Here is a 23,874-nt window from a genome sequence, read left to right on the forward strand (position 1 = left end):
GCATGCCGCGCGGGCTTTTTTTCGACCCGCTCATCGGTCGGGATTCGCTTCGAGGTAGGCGATGCGCCGGATCGGCGTCATCAACGCGCCCAGCGCGACGACGGCCAGCAGGCACAGCGCCGCGGCCGTGAACAGCGCCGTCACGTCCAGCACCCGCAGCGCCGCCCCCGCGGCCGCAGAAGCCAGCGGCGCCAGGCCCATGACGATGAACATGAACAAGGCCATCGAGCGGCCCAGCATCTCGGGCGCGATGCGCTTTTGCAGCCAGCTGTAGACGGCCACCTGCACGAAGCCGGCCAGCGCACCCAGGGGCAACAGCAGCAGCGCGCCCTGCCAGGCCGCATGCACATGGCCGAAGGCCAGGAAGACGCCGGCCGCGATGCCGTCGATGAGCAGCACGGTGCCGCCCAGCGTGGACAGGCGCCAGTGCGGCTTCAGGCCCGACACGGCCATGCCGGCCAGCGAGCCCAGGCCGTGCACGGCCAGCATGACGCCCAGGGCCGCGGCACCGCCGGGCAGGCGCTCGGCGGCGAGCACCGGCAATGCGACCTGGATGGGGCCGCCGACGAAGAAGGCGATGGCGGCGAAGTAGAGGAACAGGGCGCGCAGTTCATGGTCCCGCCAGCAGGCGCGCAGCGACTCGGCAATGGCGGCGAAGACGGCCTGGGGCGGCTGGGCCGGTGGCGTGCTGGTCTGCACGCGCGACAGCGTCCAGGCCGAAACGGCGAAGCTGACGGCATCCAGGCCAAACGCCCAGGCCAGGCCGCCGAGCCCCAGGGCGGGGTCGCTGCCCGAGGTGACGAGCCAGCCAGCCAGCACCGGGCCGAGCAGCAGCACGAGCTGGCGCGCGCCCATCAGCACGCCGTTGGCCGGCTGGATCAGCGGGGCCGGTACGGCCCGCGGCAGGATGGCGCTGCCGGCGGGGTAGCTGAAGGCCGTGGCGAGGCCGATGGCCAGCGTCAGCGCATAGACGCCGGGCAGCGTGATCGACCCGGTGGCCGTCAGCGCGCTGAGCAGGCCCAGCAGCGCGGCGTTGATCCACTTCGTCAGCCACAGCACGCGCTTGGGCGAGTAGCGGTCCACCAGCGCGCCGCCGACGAGGATGAAGATGGCGCGGGGCAGGCTGCCCAGGGCGAGCACGGTGCCCAGCACCAGCGGGTCGCGGCTCAGTGCCATCACCAGCCAGGGCAGGGCCAGCAGCGTGAACTGGTCGCCCAGCATGGACAGCAGGCCGCCGCCGATGATCCAGCGGAAGTTGGCGTTCCGGAACAGCTCGCGGCGCGGGTTGCTCATGACCTCTCCTGCGCGGGCAGTGTTTCCTTGGACCGGCGCAGATAGGCGAGCAGTTCCTGCGTCACGCCGGACTGGCGCGCCAGCTCGGGCTCGGCGGCATACATGCGCTGCATGGTGTCTTTCATGCCGGGCGCGACGTCCAGGAACTGCTTCTGCAGCAGCAGCCAGCGCCGCACCAGGGACTGCACCTCGGGCATGCCCGGGTCCACGCCGGCCTCCATGGCCGCCCGAGCCTCGGCGATCAGCCGCGGCCACTCCAGCTCGACGGCATCGCGTTCGGTCTCGGGGATGGCCTCCCATTGCCGGCGCATCGCGCGCAGCTGCTCGGGGCTGAACCAGCGCTCGTGCACGCGGCGGATGGCCATCGCATCCAGCAGCACCTGCACGGCATCGCCGCCGTCGCCCTGCAGCTCCAGCCGCTTGGCGGCATTGCGCAGCGTCAGCAGCAGACTCTCCTGCGCCTGCAACTGGGCCTCGACCTGTTCGATCTGGGCCTGCAGCACCGCGGCCAGCGGCGGGGGCGCTTCGCCGTCCAGCAGCGGTGCAATCTGCTTCAGCGACAGGCCGGCATCGCGCAGGGCCAGCACGCGGTGCAGGCGCAGCACGTCGGCCTCGCCATAGCGGCGATAGCCCGCCTCGCTGCGGCCCGAGGGGCGCAGCAGGCCGAGTTCTTCGTAGTGGTGCAGGGTGCGCACCGTGAGGGCGGCGCGCTTGGCCAGCTCTCCCACTGTGTAGTCCATGTCGGGGCTCTCCTTGACGACGGGCCGGATCATGGACCCTGACGTTGCGTGAGGGTCAAGCCCCGCGCCATCGCGATGCACGGTGTCGCGATGCGGGGCGAACAAGCCCAAACCTGGGGCGAACCCTGATTGAAACGACGTCAAAGCGTGAAGTTGTTTGCGCTCCCAGCCTGGCATGGCGTTTGCAAAAGAGAGATTGCCGAGGCGACTGGCCTCGGGGAACCTAAGGAGTACCTCACCATGAAGACCTGGACGAATCTGCGACCCCTCACCCTGTCGGCCGCTCTGCTCGCAACCCTGACGCTGACCGCGCCCGCGAGTGCCCAGGAACCCACCGTGCCTGGCGTCGTCGGCCGTACCGTGCTGCGCGAAGCCCAGGGCGAATACGTGCTGGAAGACGGCCGCACGCTGCGCGTCGTCGTCGGCATCCGCCATCTCGGCGTCGGCCTCGACGAGGCGCCGCTCGAGACCTGGCAGGCCAGGAACGCCGAGCTGCTCGTCAGTGCCGATGGCATGCGCCGCCTGCGCCTGTATCGCAATGTCGACGGCACCGTCGATCGCATCGCGCTGGAGACCGATCGCATCAAGTGACAGCGCTGACAACCCGCCCTGGGGCCAGGGCCGTGAGCCCTGGCCTGCGCGAGACACAAGCGGCCCTCAAGACCGCTTGTGCCCATGCTCACCGGCGCGTCTGCCCCTCCTGCCATGCGGCGCGGATCTCGCGCCCGCAGCTCACCGAAGCCACCGCGGGCTTGTCGCCCGGGTCACCGCTCATGACGCCGTGGCGCTGCTCGCGCGCGACCATGCCGTAGAAGCGTTTGTCGGCGCTGACCCACGGATAGAAGCCGAAGGCGCCCGGACTGTTGAAGCTGCCGTCGCCGACCTGCGGGTCGTCCTCCACCCAATGGCCGAGGCTGTAGTGCCAGCTCTCGGTCTCGGGGATGGGCGTCTTCACGGCCTCGCGCGGGCAGGTCTGCGGGTTGGTGCCGAGTTGCGTGCGTTCCTGGCCGAGACGCAGGCGCTGCGCCGCCTCGTGCTCAACCTCATCTTCAATGCGCAGACCCATGGCGCACCGCCCATCGAGCTGGCCTGCGGCGAGGAGGGTGGTACAGCGTGGATCGAGGTGCGCGACCGTGCCCCGGCATCGCGCGTGCCGAAGGCGCTCGGCTGAGCCTGCTGCCGCGCGATGGCGGCGGCCTCATCGCGCGCGTCAGCTGGCCTTGGCCGCGACGAAGCGGTACTCGCGCTGCGCGTCGCGCAGGATCAGCGTCGAACTGGAAGCGCGCCTGGCCCCCCTGCGTCGGCGCGGCGAATGATGCAAGCCGGAATCAGCGGATGGTCACCACGACATTGCCCGTCGAACTCTGGCCGAGGTTGTCCTTCAGCGTGATGACGAGGGTGTAGCTGCCGGCGACAGGCCGGGCCCAATTGGCCGAGATGTTGCCGCTGGTGGCCGCGAAGCTCATGCCGCTGGGCGCGCCGCTGATCGAGATGGACAGGGAGCTGGCGCCCGGGGCGCTGTAGCCCACGGCGCCGCTGAAGGCGATGCCGGCGCTGCCGCTGAGGCTGGTGGTCGTCAGCCGCGGGCCGGTGGTGGCAGGCGTCGTCGTTGTCGAGCCGCTGCTGGTGACGCTGGCGCCACTGAGGCTGCTCAGCAGGGCGCTGACGTTGGGCGTGCCCCAGCCGGTGGGGGTGTCGTAGCCGGCCTTGGCGCTGCAGTTGGTGCAGCTGCCGTTGCTGCCGCTGGCCACATCCTTGAAGGCGGCGGCGTATTGCGTCGGCACCGCGCCGATCTGTTGATACAGGGCCGCGTGCGGCTGGCCGAGCAGGGCCTTGGCTGACGCGGCGCGCATGGCGTTGGCGACGGCCAGCAGGCCGGCCCATTGCGGCGTGGCCAGGCTGGTGCCGCCGGCGCTGACCCAGCGCGTCGTCGTCGTGCCCGGGCTGATCAGGGCGACGTACTGGCCGGAGTTGGGGTCGGCATTGAAGGCGACGTCGGCGACGGCGCGCTTGGCATAGCCGCCGATGGTGCCGCTCTGGTAGCTGGGCAGGGCGGTATAGGCGCTGGTGCCGCCGCCGGTGCCGCTCCAGGTGGTTTCGCTGCGGGTGCCGCTGCTGTAGCTCAGCGTCGTGCCGCCGACGGCGACGACGCGGGTCGACACCGAGGGCCAGGACACGGCCGCGCCGTCGTCGCCGGTGGCGGCGAGATAGCTCATGCCGGTGCCGGCGAAGGCGCTGTCGTAGCTCGACGTCCAGCTGCCCTCGGCCGCGCCGAAGCTCATGGACACGACGCCCGCGCCCATCTTGTTGGCCAGCGCGACGGCCTTGGACAGGCTGGCCACGCCGGCGTCGGGGGCTTCGATGAGGACGATGCGGGCCAGCGGTGCGGTGGCGTGGGCCCATTGCACGTCGAGTGCAATCTCGGTGGCCCAGCCGCTGTCGTAGGCCGGGGCGGTGGCGGTCAGGGCGCCGGCGCTGGTGCTGTAGGCGATGACCAGTTCGCAGCTGGTGCTGGACGCGCTGGCCAGCGGCAGGCTGGCATTGGCGGCCAGCGTGCGCGAGGAGCAGGTCGGCAGCGCAAACTTGGCGTTGAAGGCGGCCAGCTCGGCCGCGATGTTGGGGTCGTGCTTGGCGTTGACGATGTAGAGGGTCTGGCCGGCGCCGAGCTGGGCGGCCTGGGCCGCCGTCAGGCCGGCGGTGCTGGCCGGCAGGGCTGGCTGGGCGTAGGCGGCGCGGATCTGGGCCGGCGTGTAGGTCGTCACCGCAGTGGACGTGGCCATGGGCGCGGCCTCGCCTGCGCCTGCCGAGAAGGCGCGGGGGCGCATGGCGTCATCCAGGCGGTCGCGCGTCAGGCCCTTGGTGGCGATGCTGGCCAGCGCGTGGCTGCGATGCGGTGCGGCGCCGTTGTCGGGTTCTTCGAGGTCGACGGCGGCAGTGTGGAAGGTCGGCTGCGCGACGACGTTGGCGGCGGCTGCGGCGCCTTCGTCAAGGTCCACGCTCAGATTGATGACCGAGGCCGCCTCGTTGACCTGGACGGTCGGGCTGTCGCTGGCACCGCCACCGCAAGCGGTCAGGGCCGCGGCGGTCAGCAGGCTGAGAGTCCAGGAGAGGTGACGGGTACTGCGCATGGCCGGGTTCTCGTACGAAAGAGGGCCACGCCGATCAAGACCTTGGGTCTTGGCGGCCCCGCTGCCGTGGCACTGCGTGCTGCAAGTGCTGTAGGCCGGTGGCTTTGCGTCCCCGCCTTTCGACGGGTTTGCCCTCAGGGTTGTGAAACAGGTTCAGTCTAGGCGCCGGGGTGTCGGCACGCGCGCCTCGGTGCGGTGCGTACGTGACTTCTGCCTCGGCGGGCGGCGTGAGCTTTCGACCCCGCCAGTCTGGGTTTCGTGAGTTACTGCCGTGTCGTTGCTTTGTGTCACAGGGGACACAAAAACCAGCTCATGCGGGCGCGATCTCGACAGCGACGCCGGACAGCACGGCGTTGCCCGACAGTGGGTCGCGCGCCGCGTCGTCCAGCAGCTCGTTCATGTTGACGCCGGGCCGCTCGCGCGCCACGCCGAGCACCACGCCGTCCAGGTCATGCCCCCAGCCATGCGGCAGGCTGACGACGCCGGGGCTCATGTCGGCGCTGCGCTCGACGCGCGCGATCAGCTCACCGACCGCGCTCTTGATCCTGGCGAACTCGGCCAGGCCCAGGCGGTCCGCGTCGCCCGGGTTGACCAGCAGCGTGCAGCGGTCCGGGCCCTTGGCCAGCACCGGCAGGTTGTGCATCCAGCTGTTGCCCGAGCGCGTGTCGCGCCGGCCGATGAGGCTGAACTCGGGCGCCGGCTCGGTCTTGACCTGAGCGAGGTCGGCCAGCACCGAGGGCGGCGCCAGTTCGATCTTGCCGCTGGGCGTGCGCAGGATCTCGGGGATGCGGGCGGTCAAGGCGCCGAGGTCGATGCCACCGCCTTCGACCGTGCTGGCGGCCCTGACCTTGGCCAGGTTGATGCCATCCGGCTTGCGGCCGAACTGGTCGCCATAGGGGCCGACGCGCAGTTGCAGGTCGATGAGGCGCTCGGGGCCGCGCCAGGGTTGCAGCGCGGCGAGCACGGTGGGTGTCTGGTCGCCGGCAAAGCGCTTCACATCGGCCTCGATGGCTTCGTCGTCAAGCTGGGCCACGTCCACATCCACGCCGCGGCCTTCGAGCAGGGCGCAAAGGCGCAGGATGGTCTGCCATTCCTGCGGCGTGCCGGCCGGCGCATCGAACACCGGGCCTGAGAAGCGCGCGTGGTTGCGGTGGCTGAGCTGCGGGAAGGCGACGTCGTAGTGCAGATCCTCCAGCGGCGACAGGCCCGGCAGGATGACGTCGGCGTGGCGGCTGGTCTCGTTGACGTAGATGTCCATGCTGAGCATGAAGTCCAGGCCTTCCAGCGCCTTGGCGATGCGCGGGCCGCCCGGGGCCGACAGCACCGGGTTGCTGGCGATGCTGATGAGGGCCTTGATCTGGCCCTCGCCGGCCGTCTCCATCTCCTCGGCCATGACGGTGATGGGCAGCTCGCCGAAGACCTCGGGCGCGCCGGACACGCGGCTGTGGCGCCGGCCGGTCGTGATGCCCTTGCCGCTGCCCGGCTTGCCCTGGGTGTTGGGGGCAAAGGCCGCGGCCTTGGCGAACATCGCGCCGCCTTCACGGTCGAGATTGCCGGTCAGCGCATTGATGAGATCGACCAGCCAGGAGTTGACGGTGCCGAAGCGCGTCGTGCAGGTGCCGATGCGGCCATAGACGGCGGCATGCGGCGCGCTGGCGAGCTCGCGGGCGATGCGGCGCTGCGTCTCGGCGGGGATGCCGCAGCCCACAGCCGTCACCTCCGGCGCGAAGGGCAGCACGGCGGCGCGGGCTTCTTCCAGGCCGTTGATGTGCTCTGCCAGGCGGCCGAGCTTCACCAGCCCTTCGTCGAACAGCGTGTGCGCGATGCCGGCCAGCAGCAGTGCGTCGCCACCCGGGCGGATGGCCAGATGCTCGTCGGCCGCCGCGGCCGTCTCGCTGCGGCGCGGGTCGACGACGACGATGCGCCCGCCGCGCGCGCGCATGGCCTTGGCCTTGCCGCGGTAGTCGGGCACCGTCCACAGGCTGCCGTTGCTGATCATCGGATTGCCACCGAGGATGAGCAGGTAGTCGCAGCGCTCGATGTCGGGCAGCGGGATGGACAGCCAGTGGCCGAACATCAGGCCGGCGCTGAGCTGCTTGGGCATCTGGTCCAGCGTCGAGGCGCTGAACGCATTGCGCGTGCCCAGGGCCCGCACGAGGCGCGGCGTGTAGGCCAGGAGGCTCACCTTGTGCGCGGCGGGGTTGCCGATGGTCATGGCCACCGAGTCGGGCCCGTGCTCGCGCCAGACGGGCAGCAGGCGTTTCTCGATCTCGGCAAAGGCCTCATCCCAGCTCGCCGGCACGAACTTGCCGTCGCGCTTGATCAGCGGCGTGCGCAGGCGGTCGGGGTCCTCGTGCAGGTCCTTCAGGCTGACGCCCTTGGGGCAGAGATAGCCATGGCTGAAGACGTCGTTGTCGGCGCCGCGGATGCTGATGACCTTGGCGCCCTCGGTCTTCACTTCCAGGCCACAGCAGGCCTCGCACAGCGGGCAGATGCGGTAGTGGCTTTCGGGCATGGCTGGTCTTTCGTGGTTTGCGGCCGATTCTGCGGCGCGAAGACTAGTCCTGGCGTCAACCCGGCGACATGACCCGACAGATCATTGACCGCGCGGCGCCAGGTCCTCGAGGGGCTCCGCCCCGCGCTTCACGACGCCGGCCAGACGATCTCGCGTCCGTCGCTGCACAGCAGCGTCCAGACGCCGGCGTCGACCCCGGCCCGCAGTTCCCGGATGTCCGGGTGCTCACGGGCTCTTCGCACATCCGGGGCGGTGACGCCGACCCAGACGTCGCGGCCGCTGGCCTTGGCGACGTACAGGCATTGGTCGGCCAGCGCCACGGTGTCATTCCAGTCTGCCGGCGCGGCGCCCTCGGCATCCTGTTGCAGAGGGTGGCAGGCGTAGCCGATGGAGCAGGTCTTGCGCAGCACCCGGCCGTCGTCCAGCACGAAGTCGTGGGCGGCGATGCTGGCGCGCAGCCGCTCGGCCAGCACGTGGATCTCGCCGGCGTTGGCCTGGCGGGCGCAGACGAGGAACTCCTCGCCACCCCAGCGCACGAGGGTGTCGGACTCGCGCAGCTGCTGTTGCAGCACGGTGGCGCACTGCCTGAGCACCGCGTCACCAGCCGCGTGGCCGTGCACGTCGTTGACGGCCTTGAAGTGGTCGATGTCGATCATCATGAAGACGACGTCGGCGTTGGCCGGCGCGTCACCCGCGTTGGCGCGCAGGCGCCGTGCCTGCGCCAGGTCGTCCTGCACGCTGCTGACCAGGTGGCGGCGGTTGCGCAGGCCGGTCAGGGGGTCCGAGAACGCCATGTCGCGCATCGCCTGGTAGGCCCGCTTGACGTGATGGCGGCTGACGGCCGCGACGACGGCCGCCGCCAACCCGGCCACGGCGGCCAGCGCCAGCAGCCAGTGGAAGCGTTGCTGATACTGCTGCTCATGCTCCAGCGCTTGGATCTGACGCTGGCGCTTGTCGGCCTCATAGGCGGCTTGCGCCTCGGCGATGCGCTTGTGGTCGGCGGCCTTGCGCACCTCGTCGCTCAGGCGCTTGAACTGCATCGCCGCCTCGTAGGCTTGCGGGTAGTCGTGGGCGAAGGCCAGCTCCTCGGCCAGCAGGCCCTGGACGTCAGCCGCGTTGGTGGCCATGCCGGGTGTGGCGGTGAAGGCGGCGATGGCCTTGCGTATCCAATCGAGGCCGCCGGGCCGCCCCAGCCGGTTCAGGGCAATGCCCTTGTTGACCCAGCAGATCCACAGTGACTCCTTGTCGCCGGTGCGTTCGACGAGGGGCATGGCCTCCTCGGCATAGCTCAGCGCGGCGCGGTAGTCCTTCTTCTGCAGGGCGACGTCGGCCAGGTTGGTCGCTGCGACGGCGAGGTTGTAGTTCCTCAATTCCTCCCGCGCGGTGGCCCGGGCCTTGAGCAGCGCCTCGTGCTGTTCGTCGGGGCGCCCGAGCAGGCCGAGAAAATAACCCTTGCGCAGGTAGTAGCTGGACAGGGCGGAGCGATCCCCTGCGGCCTCCGAAACGTCGATGGCCCGTTGCACCGTGCGCAACGCTTCGTCGACGCGACCGGAACGCGAATGCACGAGGGCCATGTAAGTCAGCGCCTGCGCGAACTCGTAGACGGCGTCGGGGCGCTCATCGAGGATGCGCAAGGCCTGCGTCAACAGCTCCGTGGCCTCGGGCAGCCGGCCGACGCCGAACGTGGCCATGCCGGCAAGCCGCCAGATGTCCGCCGCTATCAGGCGCGCGTCGGCATCCGCTGCGTCCCTCGCCAGCGCTGGCAGCAGGGGCGCGACGCTCTGGTAGCGCTTGAGCACCTCATCGTGGCGGTGCGCATCCACCAGCGCCATCATCTCCAACCGGTCGAAATGCAGCCGTTCCTGCTCGTCGCGGGCCTCCCGCCGGCCGATGCCGGCCTGGGCGACGGCCTCCTCCGTCCGGTCCAGGCGCTCCAGGTCGCGCACCAGGCGCGTACGCAGCCAGCGGCGATCCTCGGGCGCCAGCCCGGCTGCGGCGAGCGCCTGTTGGGCCAGTGCGATCGAAGCGGCAGGCCGCCGGCGATCGTCCGCGGCGATCCTGGCCTTCAGCTCGGCGATGTCCAGGGCGGGCGCCTGGGCACCGGGAGCGGAAGCCGCACTTGCCGCCGCAGGCGCCTGAGCCAGGCCGGCGACCGGCATGCCGAAGGCCGTGCATCCGGCCAACACGGCGGCCGCAAGCCGCGCAGCGGATCGCATCGCAGTCCTTCCGATGCGAGACCGGTCCGTTCGAAGATGTCTTTGCGCCATAGCCGGCGAATGCGCGCCCTCGATGCCTTGGGCTGCCCCGCTGGGAGAGTCTATGGTGCCRCCCGCCGCCGCGCACCGCTGCCGTTGTCTTTGGAAAAAAGGATGCGTGCAGCTTTCCTCGCGCGGAACGCCCCTGAGCTACCAGTTGCCGATGGCCGGGTTCTCGTAGCTGAACTCGTTGGGCACGCCGGCGTCGAAGTTGGTGTACGAGAAGGACATGCTCATCTCCAGCGACGACACCTGGTGCCACCAGCCCAGCGGCAGGAAGAGGGTGTCGCCGGGCTCCAGCACCGTCTCCAGCACGACGGCCTCGCGCAGCCGCGGGTAGCGGTTGTAGTCCGGCGCGTCCAGGTCGATGGGGCTGTAGACGCCCATGCGGTTGTAGAGCAGGGGCGTCTGCAGCGGCGACACGAAGCGCCAGCGCTTGCGGCCGACCACCTGCGTGTGGAAGAGCATCAGCGTGTCGTGATGCAGCGGCGTGCGCGTGCCCGCCGGGCCGAACCAGAAGGAGGCGGCGGTGTGCAGCAGGGCCGGGTCGCAGATGGGCGGCATGCGGCCGATGTCCTGCAGCAGCGGCATGAACTCGGGCCGGCGCAGCATTTCGTCGTTGGCCGTCAGGTAGTGGTCGTTGGTGGCGCCGCCACTCACGACGAGGTCGGCGAACTCGGACACCTTCATGCGCTGGCGCAGCTTTTCCTTGTTCTGCTCGAACAGGGTGTCGGTGTTGCGGCCCACCTGCACGTCGACCTCGAGATGGCCGAAGCGCTTGCTGAGGTCGGCCGGCGACCAGCGCTTCATGGCCGGCCAGTCCTCGGCGATATCCGTCAGCACGACGGGCCGGCAGCCGTAGACATAGCGCTGCAGGAATTCGTCGCGCCCGACGCCGCGGCGCTTCTCGACGACGGCATAGCCCGGATCCTGCTGCCAGACCTTCTGCAGATTGCCGCAGACCGACTCCAGCTTGCGCAGCATCTGCTGGTGGCGGCGCGCGGCCTGGAAGACCGGGTCCTGGTCGATCTGGCCTATGGCGGCGGCGGCCGTCTCGGTGTCCTGGCCGGCCGTGACCATGGTGTCCAGCATGGAGTTGGGCGCGCAGTCCCAGAGCCGGTTGTCAGCCAGCCACAGCAGCCAGTCGGGCGACAGGTCGAGCAGGGCCGCAGGGCGGGGCCGGGGCGGAGGCTTGATCGGGGAGAGCGTCATGGCGGCAAGGGGTGTTGATGGCCAGCGAGCGGCATTGTGGGGCCGCCGAAACTGGTATGGCCGCGAGGTCCTAGGGGAGGGCCCGGACGATGCGCTCCACCACTTGGCGGCCGGCCGGTGTCCATGGCGCGATGAGTTCAAAGTGGCCTGCATCGTCGAGCGTGACGACCTCCACCTTGTCGCCCAGCGCAGCCGCCTTCGCGCGGTAGTCGTCGCTGGCGGCGGGCGGCACGATGCGGTCCTGCGCGCCCTGCATCAGCGTCTGTGGCAGGTGCAGCGGCAGCAGGGCCAGTGGCGAGGTGTCCTGCAGCAGGGCTGGGGTCGGCGCACCGCCCAGCAATTGATCCACCGACGCGCCGCAGAGCTTGGTGCGCGACGCAAAGGCCAGGTCGGGGATGCCGGCCACGGCGACAACGGCGGGAATGGGCAGGGGCGCCTCGGCCTTCAACGGGCCTGCGGTGATTCGCGGCCTGGCGGCGGCCCACAGCGCCAGGTGCCCGCCGGCCGAGTGGCCGGTGGCGACGAGGCGTTTCAGGTCCAGCGGGTAGCGCTGGGCCAGCACGCGCAGCCGGTCTGTGCCGCGGGCCACGTCATCGAAGCTGCCGGGATAGCCGCCGCCCGCATGGCCGACGCGGCGGTAGCTGATGCTCCACACGGCCACGCCGGCGGCGCGCAGCGCATCGGCCTGGAAGGCCAGCAGCTCGGGCCCCGGCAGGCTGGACTGCCAGCAGCCACCATGGATCATCAGCGCCACCGGGTGCGGGCCTTTTCCCTTGGGCAGCCACAGCTCGCCGAACTGCTGCGGCGCATCGCCATAGGCCAGGCGCATGTCGGGCTGCGGGCGGTCGGGCCGGTCGAGGATCTGCAGGAAGCTCAGCGTCTGGGCGGACGCCGACAGAGCGATGGGCAGCACGAGGCTCATCAGCAGGCGCGGGATCACTCGCATGGCGGTTTCAACCAGTCTTGCAGTTGCTTCAGCACGGCGGCATCGGTCTGGAGGGCCAGATGGCCCAGGCCGCTGAAAAGGGCGGTGTCGGTGAAGGCCAGCCGGCGCGCCGGCGAGCGGTGCTGGCCCAGCGCGCTGGCCACGGGCACGAGGCCATCGCCCAGCCAGCGAGCGGGCGAGCCGCTGGGCTTTTTGGACGTCGTCGCCGCCACGGCATAGCAGGCCACGCCTTCCGGCAGCGGCAGCACGCTGGCCTTGCCGGCATCGGCTTCGATCAGGCTGGCATGGCGCAGGTCGCGGATGCCGGCGCTGCGCCGCGCGGCCAGCAGGGCCAGCGGGCGCGAATAGGCGCTGACGTTGAGCAACTGCTGCACCTGCTGGCCGCCGCGCTCCAGCGGCGCGCCCTGGTGGGGCGTGCCCAAGGTGATGAGGCATTGCAGGCGCTTCAGCCAGCGCCGCCGTCCGGCTTGCGCGATGGCGCTGCGGATCACCAGGCCGCCCATGCTGTGGCCGAGCAGCGTCAGCGGGCCGGGCACATCGTCGAGCAGTTTGGCGAGTTCGTTGCCATTGCGCCAGATGGGGCGGCCGCTGTTGTAGCGCAGGCCCAGCGGCTGGTAGCCGAGGGCGGCCAGCGCGGCGGGGAAGTCGGCGCCGTCGCGGCGCCATTGCGCCTCGTTCATGCACAGGCCGTGCAGCATGACGAGAGGCGGGCCGGTGGCGCCGTCGACCAGCGGGCGCAGGCTCATCGTCGTGGCCAGCGGGTTGGCGGCGTCCTCGAGGTAGTCGCCCAGCACGCCGTTCAAGGCGGCCTGCACGGCGTTGGCGCGGTCGGCGTCGGCTTGTCCGATGAGTGGGGTCAGCGCGCCGAGCGCCAGGTCGAGGCCACCGCCGACCAACTGGGTCACGCCGCGCACGCTGCGGTAGACCAGGCCGGTGATGCCGGAGGTTCTCTCGCGCTGCTTGGTCAGCGGCAGTCGTGAGATCTCGGCATGCATGGCCTCGACGAGATTCGTCACGCCAGTGGTGGCATCGACGGCGAGGCGGCTGGCGCCGCGGAGCTGCTGGGGGCTGGGCATGACCCATCATGCCCGCGTTGTGTTGTGTGGGATGCTTTTGCTGCGGTCCTCATGACTCGCGTGCAGTGCCGCGGGAATCCGCCCCGCGAGGGCGGGTAACTTTTCTCTGACGCGCCAGAGAAAAGTCACCAAAAGAGGAGCGCTCAATGCAATCCGCACTCGAGTGGGATGAGGCGCTCGCGTTGCTCGAACCGGGCCGCACCTCGACGCGAACCGCTGCGCTCTCGCCCACCACTTGTCCAGACCACCGCAGCTCGGACCTTCACGCCGCTTAAGTCGCGGCTGCACGCCGACGCCCGGCAAATACCGAACAGCCGCGCCGCTCGGGCGGCGCTGCATTGGGCTGTTTTTGCGCGCCGCTGGTGGCGGCGCCGCGATCGTGTGCGGTTCGGGCCCTCTTCTTTGGTGACTTTCTTCTGGCCCCGCAGAAGAAAGTTACCCGGCCGCCGGGACGGACTCCCGGCAATGCATCGAGCAACAGCGCTCTACGCAAAAGCAACCCAACCAAACCTCACATCTGCCTGAACAGATGCGCACAACTCTCCGCCACCAACAGCATCTCCGTGCCGTGCTTCAACTTGATCTGCATGCGCCCCCGAAAGTCCCGGCTGACTGAGGCGATGGAGTTCACGTTGACCAGCGTCGAGCGGTGGATCTGCCAGAACTGCTGCGGGTCGAGCTCGTCGATGAGCTCCTTCAAAGGCTTGCGGATCAGCGCCTCGCCATCCTTCAGCCCCAGTCGCGTGTACTTGTTGTCGCTCTGGAAGAACATCACTTCGTCGACGGTGATGAGGCGCAGCGTCTGGCCCACCGACGCATTGATCCAGCGCAGCGGCGCCCGCGCCGCCGAGGGCGTGGCCGCGGGCCGGGCAACGAGTTCATCCAGCACGCCCCCCAGCTGGGCCGGTGCCTGGCCCAGCCGCGCCTTCAGCCGCGAGATGGCCGTGAACAGGCGCGCGCCGGCCAGCGGCTTGAGCAGGTAGTCGACGGCGCCCTGGTCGAAGGCGGCGATGGCGTACTGGTCGTAGGCGGTCACGAAGACGACATGGGCGCGGCCATTGACCTGGCGGGCCACGTCGATGCCGGTGGCGCCAGGCATTTCGATGTCGAGGAAAAGGATGTCGGGCTGGTGCCGGTCCAGCAGGCGCAGCGCCTCCAGCCCATCGGCCGCCTCGCCGACGATGCTGAGCTCAGGCCACAGCTTGCCGAGCTGCTCGACGAGTTCGCCGCGCAGCGCGGCTTCGTCCTCGGCCACCACCGCCGTGGGTGCAAAAAGGCTCATGCGGGTAAGTCCAGGATGAATTCGGTGCGGTCGGCGCTCGTGCGGCAGAGCAGTTTCGCGCCGAGCACGGCCAGGCGCTCGCGCAGTGAGGCGAGGTCGGCGTCATCGCTGCACAGGCCGTCCTGGTCGAAGCCCAGCGTGATGCTGCCATCGACCCGCAGCCAGCAGTTCCTGGGGTGGCCCAGGCGCACCGCCCGCTGCACCAGCGGCAGCAGCAGCATCGGCGGCAGTTGGGTGGCGCCGCACAAGCCCAGCTCGCAGTCGAAGGCGGGTGGGTCGCCGTTGAGGTCGCGCAGCAGGTCGAGGTAGCTGGCGATCAGCTCGGCCTCGCCGCCGAGCGTCGCGCCGGCATCGCGAAGCCGCGGCAGGGCCACGCGCAGGTGGCGGATCAGCCGCTCCAGGCGGGCACTGGCGGTCGTGTCTTCGCGGCCATAGGCCTGCTCGACGGAGACGAGGGCGTCGAACAGCAGGGCCGGATCGACCTGGGCCTGCAGCGCGGCCAGGCGCGAGGCCAGCGCATGGCGGCGCAGCTGGCTGTGCTCGCGCAGCAGATCCTGGGCGGCCTGGTCCTGGCGGCGCCGCAGCGTGCGGAACTCCAGCACGCCGACGATCATCAGCGCCGGCATGAAGACCCACAGCGTGTCGCCCACGATGGCGTTGATGCGGAACAACGAGCATTTCATCTTGCCGTGGGTCTGGGCATAGACGTCGCACAGCGACGGCCAGGGCAGGGCGCCAGCCAATGGGTAGATGACGCCCATGGACAGCACCGCGCCCAGGGCCGTGGCCGCCACGAGGCGCTGGCGCCGCGCCGGGTGCGCCGGGTGGCTGCGCGCGGCCGGCAGCCAGCACAGCAGCAGCACGGCGCAGCTGACCAGGGGCAGGCTCAGCTGGCGGGCGATCACCGGCAGCAGCTGGTCGCCGACGCGCAGCTCCAGCAGGGAGGTCAGGTCGATGGCGCCGAAGAGCAGGCCGGCGCTGACGAAGACCAGGGCTTCGGGCCAGCGCAACGAGCGCCAGGATTGCCAGACATGCCGGATCATCTCGTGGACTCCAGCTGCTTTCGCGGGCCGAGCGCTGGGCCGCTCCCGAGCCGGCCCGTCTGGCGATGTGCTTGCCGGTTGATCCGGCAAGCATCGCCGTCCCCTCGGGGGCTGAGGCCGGACAGGGCAAGTCCTGAGGACTTGTCGTGCCAGCCGAAGAGCAGCCGCTCCGTCGTCTGCGCGGTCTGCAAGACCGGTTGGGCCTGCCCGTGTGCAGCGGCGCAGGACTGGACGAGGGGCAGCTTCATGCCAGGGCCTCTGACGGCAGGTGCACGCGGGCAATGACGCCGCGCGGCTGGGCGGCCTCCAGCTCCAGCGTGGCGGCGTCGCCAAAGCGGCCGGCGAGCCGGGCCCGGGTGTTGGCCAGGCCCACGCCAGCGCCGCCACTGGCTGAGCCAAAGCCCTGGCCGTTGTCGGCCACCTCGACGGTCAGGCCGCCATCGGCCGCATGGCTGGCGCGGATCTCGATGCGCCCGCCCTCGGGCAGGGGCGAGAGACCGTGCTTGATGGCGTTCTCCACCAGGGTCGGCAGCACCAGCGTCGGCAGGCGGGCCTCCAGCAAGTCGGGCGCTGCGGTGATGTCGAAGGTCAGCCGCTCGCCCATGCGCATCTGCAGGATGGCGAGGTAATGGCGCACCAGCTCCAGTTCGTCGGCCAGCGTGGACTCATGCCGGCGCATGCCGGGCAGGGCGGCGCGCAGATAGGCGATGAGAGCCACCAGCATGTTGCGGCCGCGCTCGGGTTGGGTCTCGTACAGGCGCTTGACGTTGGCCAGCGTGTTGAACAGGAAGTGGGGTTCGATCTGCGCGTTCAGCGCCGACAGCTGAGCCTCGGTCTGCTGGGTCTTGAGGGCCTCGCGCTCGCGAAACAGGCGGGTCAGCTCATCGCGGCCCTGGCGCTGGGCGCGGCTGACGAGCAGCAAGGCATAGGCGATGCCGCCGAGCAGGGCCCACAGCGAGATGGTGGAGATGACCCAGCCGGCCTTGACCTTGTTGCTGGGGTCGCCCATGGAAGAGACCGCATAGCGCAGCCAGGTGCCCAGGGCCGCACCGAGGCCGACGGCCAGGGCCTGCACCGTCAGCGCGGCGGGCAGCTTCCAGCGCCGGCCGGCCAGCAGGGCCTCGGCCAGGCCCACCATCAGCAGCAGCGAGAGGCCGGTCAGCAGGCATTGGCGGCTGAAGCGGATCAGATCGAAGAGGGCTTCGTCCAGGCCGCCATCGCCTTCCCCGAACCAGGTCAGCGCGCGCGAGATGGCATAGAGCAGGCAGAAATAGTAGACGCCGGCCAGCATGCGCAGATTGCAGACACGGCGAAAGGCTTGCAGCGGGCTGAGGTCCTCCATTCGGGCGATTCTCGGTGGGCCACCGCCGCCCGGGGTGGGATGCGACGAACTGGCCTCAGGGGCTGCCGGCTGCGGCAATCAGCGCCTTGAGTTCACGCTCCGACGCCAGCGGGTCGCCGAGGTTGACCTCGATGAGGCGGCGCAGATGGGTGATGGACTCGATGTCGATGCTGCGGCACAGCACGCCGGCGTGGCTGCCTTCGACATGAGCCAGCTCGCCGGCCATGGAGATGACGACGTCAGCCGTGGCCCCCGCCCCGAGAGGCAGTTTCACCAGGCAGGGCATGCCGACCTGGGGTGGATGGCCGGTCGGCAGTTGCAGCAGCACGCCCTTCAGCGAGATGTCGAGCACCTGGCAGAGCAGATGCTCCTGGGTCGTGATCAGCTCGGCGCCTGAGGCGAAGGCGACGCGGGCGAATTGGCGACGTTCGTTGCTGATGATGATCTCCCGGCGGCGGAGGCGATGAACCTCGGCTGATCCTAGACGAAAGGCTCCAGCGCAGCACTGCTGCTGAAGACGGTGCTGTGGTCCACGGCCTGCTGCAGTCTTTCGGGCGCCAGCGAGGCCAGGCCCATGGCCTCCAGCATGAACCAGGCGGCGCGCAGCAGGGCGACGATCTCGTCGCGCGTGCCGTCGACCTCGACCGGGGAGTCGTCCCAGCTGCGGTCCTGGGACTGGCGCGGCGCGACGACGGCCGGCCGGTGGGCGCGGGCGATGCGGGCCAGCAATTCGCGGGTGTCGACCGTCGCGCTGGGGGCGTCGATGAGGCGCACCAGGTCGCCCAGCTGCTGCTCGGCCGCGGCGGCCAGCAGGCGCGCGGCCTGGTCGGCGCCGCCCGCCAGATAGAGGCCGGCCGCGAGGTCGGCGTATTCGAGGGCGGCGGAGAGCCGCTGGAGGTCGGGATTGGACGACATGACCATCGAGTCTAGGTTGTGTGCAGGGGCAACGGGCGGCCAAACTTCACGCTGCTTTGTTTATGCTGACCCCTCAATGAGGGCCCTCAGGAGCGCTGCAGTGATCGATAGACGCCAGCATCTGCAACACCTCGCCGCCCTGGCGTCCGCAGCGGCCTTGCCTGCCTTTGCCGCGGACGACAAGGACAGCACCTATGACGAGGAGTCCGTCCTCAAGGCTGCAACCGATTTCTTCGGCCAGACGACGGAAGGACTGGCCAAGGTCATCGAGAAGGCCTTCAAGGAGCAGGGCCGGCCCAATGCCTACATCAGGGGCGAGGAAGCCAGCGGTGCGGTAACCGTCGGCCTGCGCTATGGCGACGGTGAACTGCTGATGAAGGGCGGTGGGTCGTCCAAGGTCTATTGGGCCGGCCCGTCCATAGGCTTCGACGTCGGTGGCAATGCGTCCAAGGTCTTCACGCTGATCTACCACCTGCCCAAGGCCAGCGCCATCTACCAGCGCTTCCCGGGCGTGGACGGCAGCCTCTACTACATCGGTGGCGCCGGCATCAACTACCAGCGCCTGAAGGGCATCACGCTGGCGCCCATCCGCCTGGGCGTGGGCCTGCGCGCGGGGGCCAGCGTCGGCTATGTCCACTACCGTCGCGAGAAGAGCATCAATCCGTTCTGAGCGTCCACGCCGGCAGGCGTAGACTGTATTTTTGTACAGCATTTTCCGGGGCCTAGTGTGAGCACCACCAACGAACTGTCCGTACAGGACATCTCCAGCGAAGTCCTCATCGAGAAATACGCCAAGGGCGGCGAGCAGACACCCGACGAGCTGCGCGAACGCGTCGCCCGGGCCCTCGCCCAGGCCGAGAAACCCGCCGACCGCGTGCGCTGGACGGCGGCCTTCCTCGAGGCCCAGCAACGCGGCTTCGTGCCGGCCGGCCGCATCATGTCCGCCGCCGGCACCGAGCTGTCGGCCACCCTCATCAACTGCTTCGTGCAGCCGGTGGGCGATTCCATCGCCACGCCCGAGGACGGCGTGCCCGGCATCTACACGGCGCTGACCGAAGCCGCCGAAACGATGCGCCGCGGCGGTGGCGTCGGCTACGACTTCAGCCGCATCCGCCCGCTGGGCGCCTGGGTGGGCTCGACGCGCAGCCACGCCTCGGGCCCCATCAGCTATATGCGCGTCTTCGACCGCAGCTGCGAGACGGTGGAAAGCGCCGGCAGCCGCCGTGGCGCGCAGATGGGCGTGCTGCGCTGCGACCACCCCGACATCGAGGCCTTCGTCCACGCCAAGGACCAGGGCGATTTGCGCAACTTCAACATCTCCATCGGCGTCACCGACGCCTTCATGGAGGCGGTGCAGGCCGACGGTACGGTGGAACTCGCCCACCGCGCGCAACCGAGCGCCGAGCAGATCGAAGCCGGCGCCTACCAGCGCGGTGACGGCCAATGGGTCTACCGCAAGGTGCGCGCCCGCGAGCTGTGGGACCAGGTCATGCGCTCCACCTACGACCACGCCGAACCGGGCGTGCTCTTCCTGGACCGCATCAATGCCGACAACAACCTGCACTACTGCGAGACGATTGCGGCGACCAACCCATGCGTGACCGGTGACACGCGGTTGGCCACCCAGCACGGCCTTGTGCCCATCGCTTGGCTGCAAGCCAATGGCGCAGCGTTGGACTGCACGGTAGACCGACGCGCGCTGGGCGCCGAAGAGCGCGGCACCGTGGTTCGCCCCGCCGTGCCGGCCTTCCTGAGCGCCGGGCAGGCCGAGGTCTTCAAGGTCACGACGGCAGAAGGCTATGAGATCAAGGCCAYGGCCTGGCATGAGTTCTACACAGCACGCGGCAAGCTCAAGCTGTCCGAGTTGAAGCCGGGCGACGAGCTGTGGGTGCAGTCCGGCAAGGGCCAGTTTGGTGCCCAGGGCAGCGAGGCTCTCGGCACCCTGCTCGGCTTGATCACCGGCGACGGCCATTTCACGAACCGCGGCAAGGGCGAGCGGGCCGCAGTCGTCAACCTGTGGAACGAAGAGCGCCAGCTCGCCGACGGCATCGCCAGCTTCGTCAACACCTTGATTGCTGGCATCGCCCAGGCGCCGCGTGAGTACCACGTCAAGCCGGTCGCCATTGCCGAACGCAATCTGGTGATGATCCGCTCCATCATGCTGGCCCGCGTGCTGGACGGCTATGGCTTCAACGCGAAGACCAAGCTGGCCGTGCCCGAAGTCGTCTGGCAGGGCAGCGAGGACTGCATGCGCGGCTATCTGCGCGGGCTGTTCCAGACCGACGGCACGGTCAATGTGTCGTCGTTCAGCCAGAGCTGCTCGGTGCGGCTGTCGTCCATTCATCGGCGTCTGCTGCAGGACGTACAGGTGCTGCTGGCCAACTTCGGTGTGTTCTCTCGTATCCATGAACGGCGTCAGGGCGGCGCGCGCAGCTTGCCGGACGGCCATGGCGGCCGGCGCGACTATCTTTGCCAGACGCTGCACGAACTCATCATCGATGGCGAGTCGCGCGAGGCTTTCGTGCGCGAAGTCGGCTTCCTGCTGCCAGCCAAGCGTGAGAAGTACGAGGCCTGGGTTCATGGCAAGGCATTGCTGAAGAGCCAGCGCTTCGCAGCGAAGATCGCGTCCATCGAAGCAGTCGGTGTCGAGCCGGTCTACGACACGACCCAGCCCGACGGCAACACCGTCATCTTCAATGGCCTGGTCACTGGGCAATGCGCTGAGCAGCCCTTACCGCCCTACGGCTGCTGCTGCCTCGGCTCCATCGACCTGACGCGCTTTGTGCGCGACCCCTTCTCGCCCAAGCCGGTGTTCGACGAAGCCGGCTTTGCCGAGGTCGTGGCCGTCGCCACGCGCATGCTCGACAACGTGCTCGACGTGACGCCGTGGCCTTTGCCCGCGCAGGCGCAGGAGGCGAGCAACAAGCGCCGCGTCGGCCTGGGTTTCACGGGCCTGGGCGACGCCCTCGTCATGCTGAACCTGCGCTACGACACGCAGGCCGCGCGCGACATGGCCAGCCACATCAGCGAGGTCATGCGTGATGCGTCCTATGCCGCGTCCAGCGACCTCGCCGCCGAGCGTGGCAGCTTCCCCCTCTTCAATGCCGACCTCTATCTGTCCGGCGGCAGCTTCGCGTCGCGCCTGCCGCAGGGGCTGAAGGACAAGATCCGCTCGCAAGGCCTGCGCAATTCCCACCTGCTGTCGATCGCGCCCACCGGCACCATCAGCCTGGCCTTTGCCGACAACGCGAGCAATGGCATCGAGCCGGCCTTCTCCTGGACCTACACGCGCAAGAAGCGACTGCCGCAGACCGAGGGCGGCGGCTTCAAGGAGTACCAGGTCGAGGACCATGCCTGGCGCCTGTATCGCCACCTGTTCGGCGCCGATGCGCCGTTGAGTGAGGCCTTCGTCACCGCGCTGGAGTTGAGTGCGGCCGACCACGCCTCCATGGTCGCGGCCGTTGCGCCCTATATCGACACGTCGATCAGCAAGACGGTCAACGTGCCGGCCGACTACCCGTATGAGGACTTCCAGGACCTCTACATCCAGGCCTGGCAGAGCAAGCTCAAGGGTTTGGCCACCTACCGGCCCAACAGCGTGCTCGGCTCGGTGCTCAGCGTGACGCCGGAGGTCAAGCAGCCCGAGCCCCTGCGGGCCGATGTGGATGGCACCAACCAGCGCCTGCGCGTCGAGCGCCTGCCCAATGCCGTCGTCGCCTCGCTGCGCTGGCCCGGCCGCCCCGAGATGCCCGGCGGCAACCCGGCCTGGAGCTATCTGATCCAGCACCCGCATGGCGACTTCGCCCTCTTCATCGGCGAGCTGCCGCTGGAGGGGCCGGATGCCGGCCTGTTCGGCCGCAACCTGCCCTTCGAGGTCTGGGTCAACGGTGCCGAGCAGCCGCGTGGCCTGTCGGCCCTGGCCAAGACGCTGTCCATGGACCTGCGCACCAACGACGCCGCCTGGCTGCGCTTGAAGCTCGATGCGCTGGCCACCGTGGCTGAGGAGCGCGCCTTCGAGATGCCCATGCCGCCCAGCGGCGAGAAGCGACTCTTCCCCGGCGTCGTCGCCGCGACGGCTGCCGTCATCCGCTGGCGCTGCGAGCAACTCGGCGCCCTGCAGGAGGGCGGCGCCACGCCGGTCGTGGACGCCATGTTCAGCCGCAACGAGCCGCGCACCGGTGTGTCCGGCACGCTGGCCTGGGCGGTGGACGTGGACAACCCGGCCACCAACGAGCAGTTCACGCTGACGTTGAAGGAAGTGGTGCTGCCCACCCCGGACGGCGGCAGTGTCACGCGCCCCTGCGCCATGGGCTTCTCGGGCAACTACCCCAAGGCCCTGGACGGCCTGGCGCGCCTGCTGTCGCTGGACATGCGCGTGATGGACCCGGGCTGGATCGCGATGAAACTGCGCAAGCTGCTCAATGTCGGCGAGCCGCTGGGCCATTTCATGGCGCCGGTGCCGTCATTGAGCGGTGAACGCCGCCAGCAGATCTGGCCGTCCACCGTGGCCTATGTGGCCCGCCTCGTCATCCACCGCTACGCCATGCTCGGCATCCTCGACGAAGCCGGCCAGCCGCTGACCGACATGGGCCTGCTGCAGACACCGGCGCCCAAGCTCGCCGCGGCCGCCGGCACGCTGCAGGTCCAGGCCGGCAAGCCCTGCCCGGAGTGCGGCAACGCGACCATGATCCACAAGGATGGCTGCGATTTCTGCACGGCCTGCGGCTATGTGGGCCAGTGCGGCTGAGGGGGCGGTGATGCACCAGGGTTCCTGCCACTGCGGCGCCGTCCGTCTGACCTTGCCGTCCACGCCGACCGTGGCCACCGATTGCAACTGCTCGCTGTGCCGCCGAGTGCGCGGCATCTGGGCCTATTTCGAGTTCGGCACCGTGGCCATCACGGGCCACCCGGAGGCGACGATGGCCTACGTCTGGGGCGACAGGACCTTGCGGACCATTCGCTGCGCCACCTGTGGCTGCGTCACGCACTGGGAGCCCGTGGAACCGACCCCCGGCGGCAAGCACGGCGTGAATCTGGCGAACTTCAACCCGGCGCTGGTCGCCGCGGTGAAGGTGCGCAAGTTCGATGGGGCCGAGACCTGGCGCTTCTTCGACGAGCTCGGCGGCGCCTAGGACGCAGTCGGGCGGCGTGGCATGTGGTGGCTTGACGTGGGTCAAGCCAGGCAGCATCCGCTGGCAACCGGCTGGCTCAGGCCTGCAGCAACAGCTGTCGACGGTCCGCGCTTCTCAGCCGGCGCGGCGAACAGCCGAACTCGCGGCGGAAGGCCTTGTTGAAATTCGACAGATCGGCCCAGCCGGTGTCGTAGGCCACCTCCGTCACCGGCTGGCGCGTGTCGCGCAGCAGCCGCAGCGCATGCATCAGCCGCATGCGCATCAGGTACTGGTGCGGCGTCACGCCGATGGCTTGGCGAAACACCCGCAGCAGATGGAAGGGGCTCAAGCCGGCGACCTCGGCGACCTCATCCAGGGTCAGTACTTCGGCGCTGCGCGTCTCGATGCAATGCGCCGCCGCGCGTGCGCGCTCGTCCTGCCGCGGCAGGGCGGCCGGCGCCTCGCCGTCGACCAGGGCGCGCTGCACCTGCGCCACGATGGCCAGGGCCGCCTCCTCCAGCGCAAAACCCTCGTCACCGTCGGCGGCTAGCCCATGGAAGATCCCCGCGACGCGCGGCAACGGTGGCAGGCAGGCTCGGGTGAAGTGGCCCGGCCGCCGGGCGACACCGAGGGCGCCCAACGACTCCTCCAGCAGGGCCGGCGACAGCGACAGCACCGTGCAGTCGTCCCCTGAGCCATCGCTGTCCTCGTGCGAGCAGGCGTAGCCCTCGCCGACGTTGCCCAGCATCAGCCAGCCTGCGCTCAGCAGGGCCCCGCCGGCGCGGGTGCGATAGGTGAACTGGCCCCGCTCGACGAGCGTGATGGAGAAGGCGGGATGCGCCTCGTCGACCGCCCGCTCGCCGCGGCCGGCGCGGCACTGGCAATGCATCAACCGCAGCCCGGCGCCGCGCTGCACGGGGCGGTAGCGGCGTTCGGCCTGGGGCGGGGCGGTCTGGGGCAGGGACATGGCCGCATCGTAGGAGGGCGGGTGTGCAGGTCCTGTCAGCAGGCATCGC

20 protein-coding genes and 1 riboswitch are annotated in these 23,874 nt (G+C 69.7%); of the genes, 5 read left to right on the plus strand and 15 right to left on the minus strand.

The features are described 5' to 3' along the window. Window positions 1-30 precede the first annotated feature (30 nt). Together AC1DW3_RS25735 and AC1DW3_RS25740 are read right to left on the minus strand one after the other, a co-directional pair. Window positions 31-1,293, minus strand: a complete 1,263-nt coding sequence (locus tag AC1DW3_RS25735; protein ID WP_477936240.1) for an MFS transporter — start codon at window positions 1,291-1,293, stop codon at window positions 31-33. Then, a complete protein-coding gene (locus AC1DW3_RS25740) occupies window positions 1,290-2,066 on the minus strand; it encodes a MerR family transcriptional regulator (RefSeq protein WP_477936242.1) in 777 nt (258 codons plus the stop codon). The genes AC1DW3_RS25735 and AC1DW3_RS25740 overlap by 4 nt, the downstream gene beginning before the upstream one ends. 207 nt (window positions 2,067-2,273) lie before the next feature. Between AC1DW3_RS25740 and AC1DW3_RS25745 the strand changes: the two genes are divergently transcribed. Further along, window positions 2,274-2,624 (plus strand): hypothetical protein, encoded by a 351-nt coding sequence (locus AC1DW3_RS25745; protein WP_477936244.1) that lies wholly within the window; start codon window positions 2,274-2,276, stop codon window positions 2,622-2,624. Between the two features lie 88 nt (window positions 2,625-2,712). Here AC1DW3_RS25745 and AC1DW3_RS25750 read toward each other — a convergent pair whose 3' ends face one another. Then, window positions 2,713-2,988, minus strand: a complete 276-nt coding sequence (locus AC1DW3_RS25750) for a hypothetical protein (RefSeq protein WP_477936246.1) — start codon at window positions 2,986-2,988, stop codon at window positions 2,713-2,715. Between the two features lie 36 nt (window positions 2,989-3,024). Between AC1DW3_RS25750 and AC1DW3_RS25755 the strand changes: the two genes are divergently transcribed. Next, on the plus strand, window positions 3,025-3,204 hold the full coding sequence (locus AC1DW3_RS25755; RefSeq protein WP_477936248.1) for an ATP-binding protein: 180 nt from the start codon (window positions 3,025-3,027) through the stop codon (window positions 3,202-3,204). 157 nt (window positions 3,205-3,361) lie between these two features. Here the strand turns inward: AC1DW3_RS25755 and AC1DW3_RS25760 are convergent, their stop codons facing one another. The 11 genes from AC1DW3_RS25760 to AC1DW3_RS25810 form a co-directional block, all read right to left on the minus strand. After that, entirely contained in the window at window positions 3,362-5,161 is a 1,800-nt protein-coding gene (locus AC1DW3_RS25760) for a S53 family peptidase (RefSeq protein ID WP_477936250.1), read from the minus strand. Between the two features lie 48 nt (window positions 5,162-5,209). Further along, a riboswitch (cyclic di-GMP riboswitch) is annotated at window positions 5,210-5,304 on the minus strand. A gap of 167 nt (window positions 5,305-5,471) precedes the next feature. Continuing rightward, complete coding sequence (locus AC1DW3_RS25765; protein WP_477936252.1) at window positions 5,472-7,676, minus strand: molybdopterin-dependent oxidoreductase; 2,205 nt, start codon at window positions 7,674-7,676, stop codon at window positions 5,472-5,474. Window positions 7,677-7,804: 128 nt separating this feature from the next. Continuing rightward, complete coding sequence (locus AC1DW3_RS25770; protein ID WP_477936254.1) at window positions 7,805-9,892, minus strand: GGDEF domain-containing protein; 2,088 nt, start codon at window positions 9,890-9,892, stop codon at window positions 7,805-7,807. 189 nt (window positions 9,893-10,081) lie between these two features. Then, window positions 10,082-11,143 carry a cupin-like domain-containing protein gene (locus AC1DW3_RS25775; protein WP_477936256.1) on the minus strand — a complete coding sequence of 354 codons (1,062 nt, stop codon included), beginning with the start codon at window positions 11,141-11,143 and terminating at the stop codon, window positions 10,082-10,084. Window positions 11,144-11,213: 70 nt separating this feature from the next. Next, window positions 11,214-12,089: an alpha/beta hydrolase gene (locus tag AC1DW3_RS25780; protein WP_477936258.1), complete on the minus strand. Its 876-nt coding sequence runs from the start codon at window positions 12,087-12,089 to the stop codon at window positions 11,214-11,216. After that, window positions 12,080-13,165: an esterase/lipase family protein gene (locus AC1DW3_RS25785; RefSeq protein ID WP_477936260.1), complete on the minus strand. Its 1,086-nt coding sequence runs from the start codon at window positions 13,163-13,165 to the stop codon at window positions 12,080-12,082. The genes AC1DW3_RS25780 and AC1DW3_RS25785 overlap by 10 nt, the downstream gene beginning before the upstream one ends. Window positions 13,166-13,676: 511 nt before the next feature. Further along, window positions 13,677-14,447 (minus strand): LytR/AlgR family response regulator transcription factor, encoded by a 771-nt coding sequence (locus AC1DW3_RS25790; RefSeq protein ID WP_477936262.1) that lies wholly within the window; start codon window positions 14,445-14,447, stop codon window positions 13,677-13,679. Beyond that, window positions 14,444-15,490, minus strand: coding sequence for a histidine kinase (locus AC1DW3_RS25795; protein WP_477936264.1), 1,047 nt, complete (start codon window positions 15,488-15,490; stop codon window positions 14,444-14,446). Before AC1DW3_RS25795 ends, AC1DW3_RS25790 begins: the two co-directional genes overlap by 4 nt. A gap of 244 nt (window positions 15,491-15,734) precedes the next feature. Then, window positions 15,735-16,832 (minus strand): sensor histidine kinase, encoded by a 1,098-nt coding sequence (locus AC1DW3_RS25800; protein WP_477936266.1) that lies wholly within the window; start codon window positions 16,830-16,832, stop codon window positions 15,735-15,737. 55 nt (window positions 16,833-16,887) lie between these two features. Beyond that, window positions 16,888-17,427, minus strand: a complete 540-nt coding sequence (locus tag AC1DW3_RS25805) for a PilZ domain-containing protein (RefSeq protein WP_477936294.1) — start codon at window positions 17,425-17,427, stop codon at window positions 16,888-16,890. After that, window positions 17,313-17,747 (minus strand): hypothetical protein, encoded by a 435-nt coding sequence (locus AC1DW3_RS25810; protein ID WP_477936268.1) that lies wholly within the window; start codon window positions 17,745-17,747, stop codon window positions 17,313-17,315. Before AC1DW3_RS25810 ends, AC1DW3_RS25805 begins: the two co-directional genes overlap by 115 nt. 100 nt (window positions 17,748-17,847) lie before the next feature. Here AC1DW3_RS25810 and AC1DW3_RS25815 point away from each other — a divergent pair, with 100 nt between their 5' ends. The 3 genes from AC1DW3_RS25815 to AC1DW3_RS25825 are packed head-to-tail and all read left to right on the plus strand — an operon-like array spanning window position 17,848 to window position 22,879. After that, window positions 17,848-18,417, plus strand: coding sequence for a DUF1134 domain-containing protein (locus AC1DW3_RS25815; RefSeq protein WP_477936270.1), 570 nt, complete (start codon window positions 17,848-17,850; stop codon window positions 18,415-18,417). A 57-nt stretch (window positions 18,418-18,474) separates the two neighbouring features. Then, complete coding sequence (locus AC1DW3_RS25820; RefSeq protein ID WP_477936272.1) at window positions 18,475-22,494, plus strand: LAGLIDADG family homing endonuclease; 4,020 nt, start codon at window positions 18,475-18,477, stop codon at window positions 22,492-22,494. A gap of 10 nt (window positions 22,495-22,504) precedes the next feature. Continuing rightward, complete coding sequence (locus AC1DW3_RS25825) at window positions 22,505-22,879, plus strand: GFA family protein (protein WP_477936274.1); 375 nt, start codon at window positions 22,505-22,507, stop codon at window positions 22,877-22,879. Window positions 22,880-22,955: 76 nt separating this feature from the next. On the opposite strand, the gene AC1DW3_RS25830 is transcribed toward AC1DW3_RS25825, so the two are convergent. Beyond that, complete coding sequence (locus tag AC1DW3_RS25830; protein ID WP_477936276.1) at window positions 22,956-23,825, minus strand: helix-turn-helix transcriptional regulator; 870 nt, start codon at window positions 23,823-23,825, stop codon at window positions 22,956-22,958. Window positions 23,826-23,874 lie beyond the last annotated feature (49 nt).

It is taken from the genome of Roseateles sp. P2_H4 (assembly GCF_056403315.1).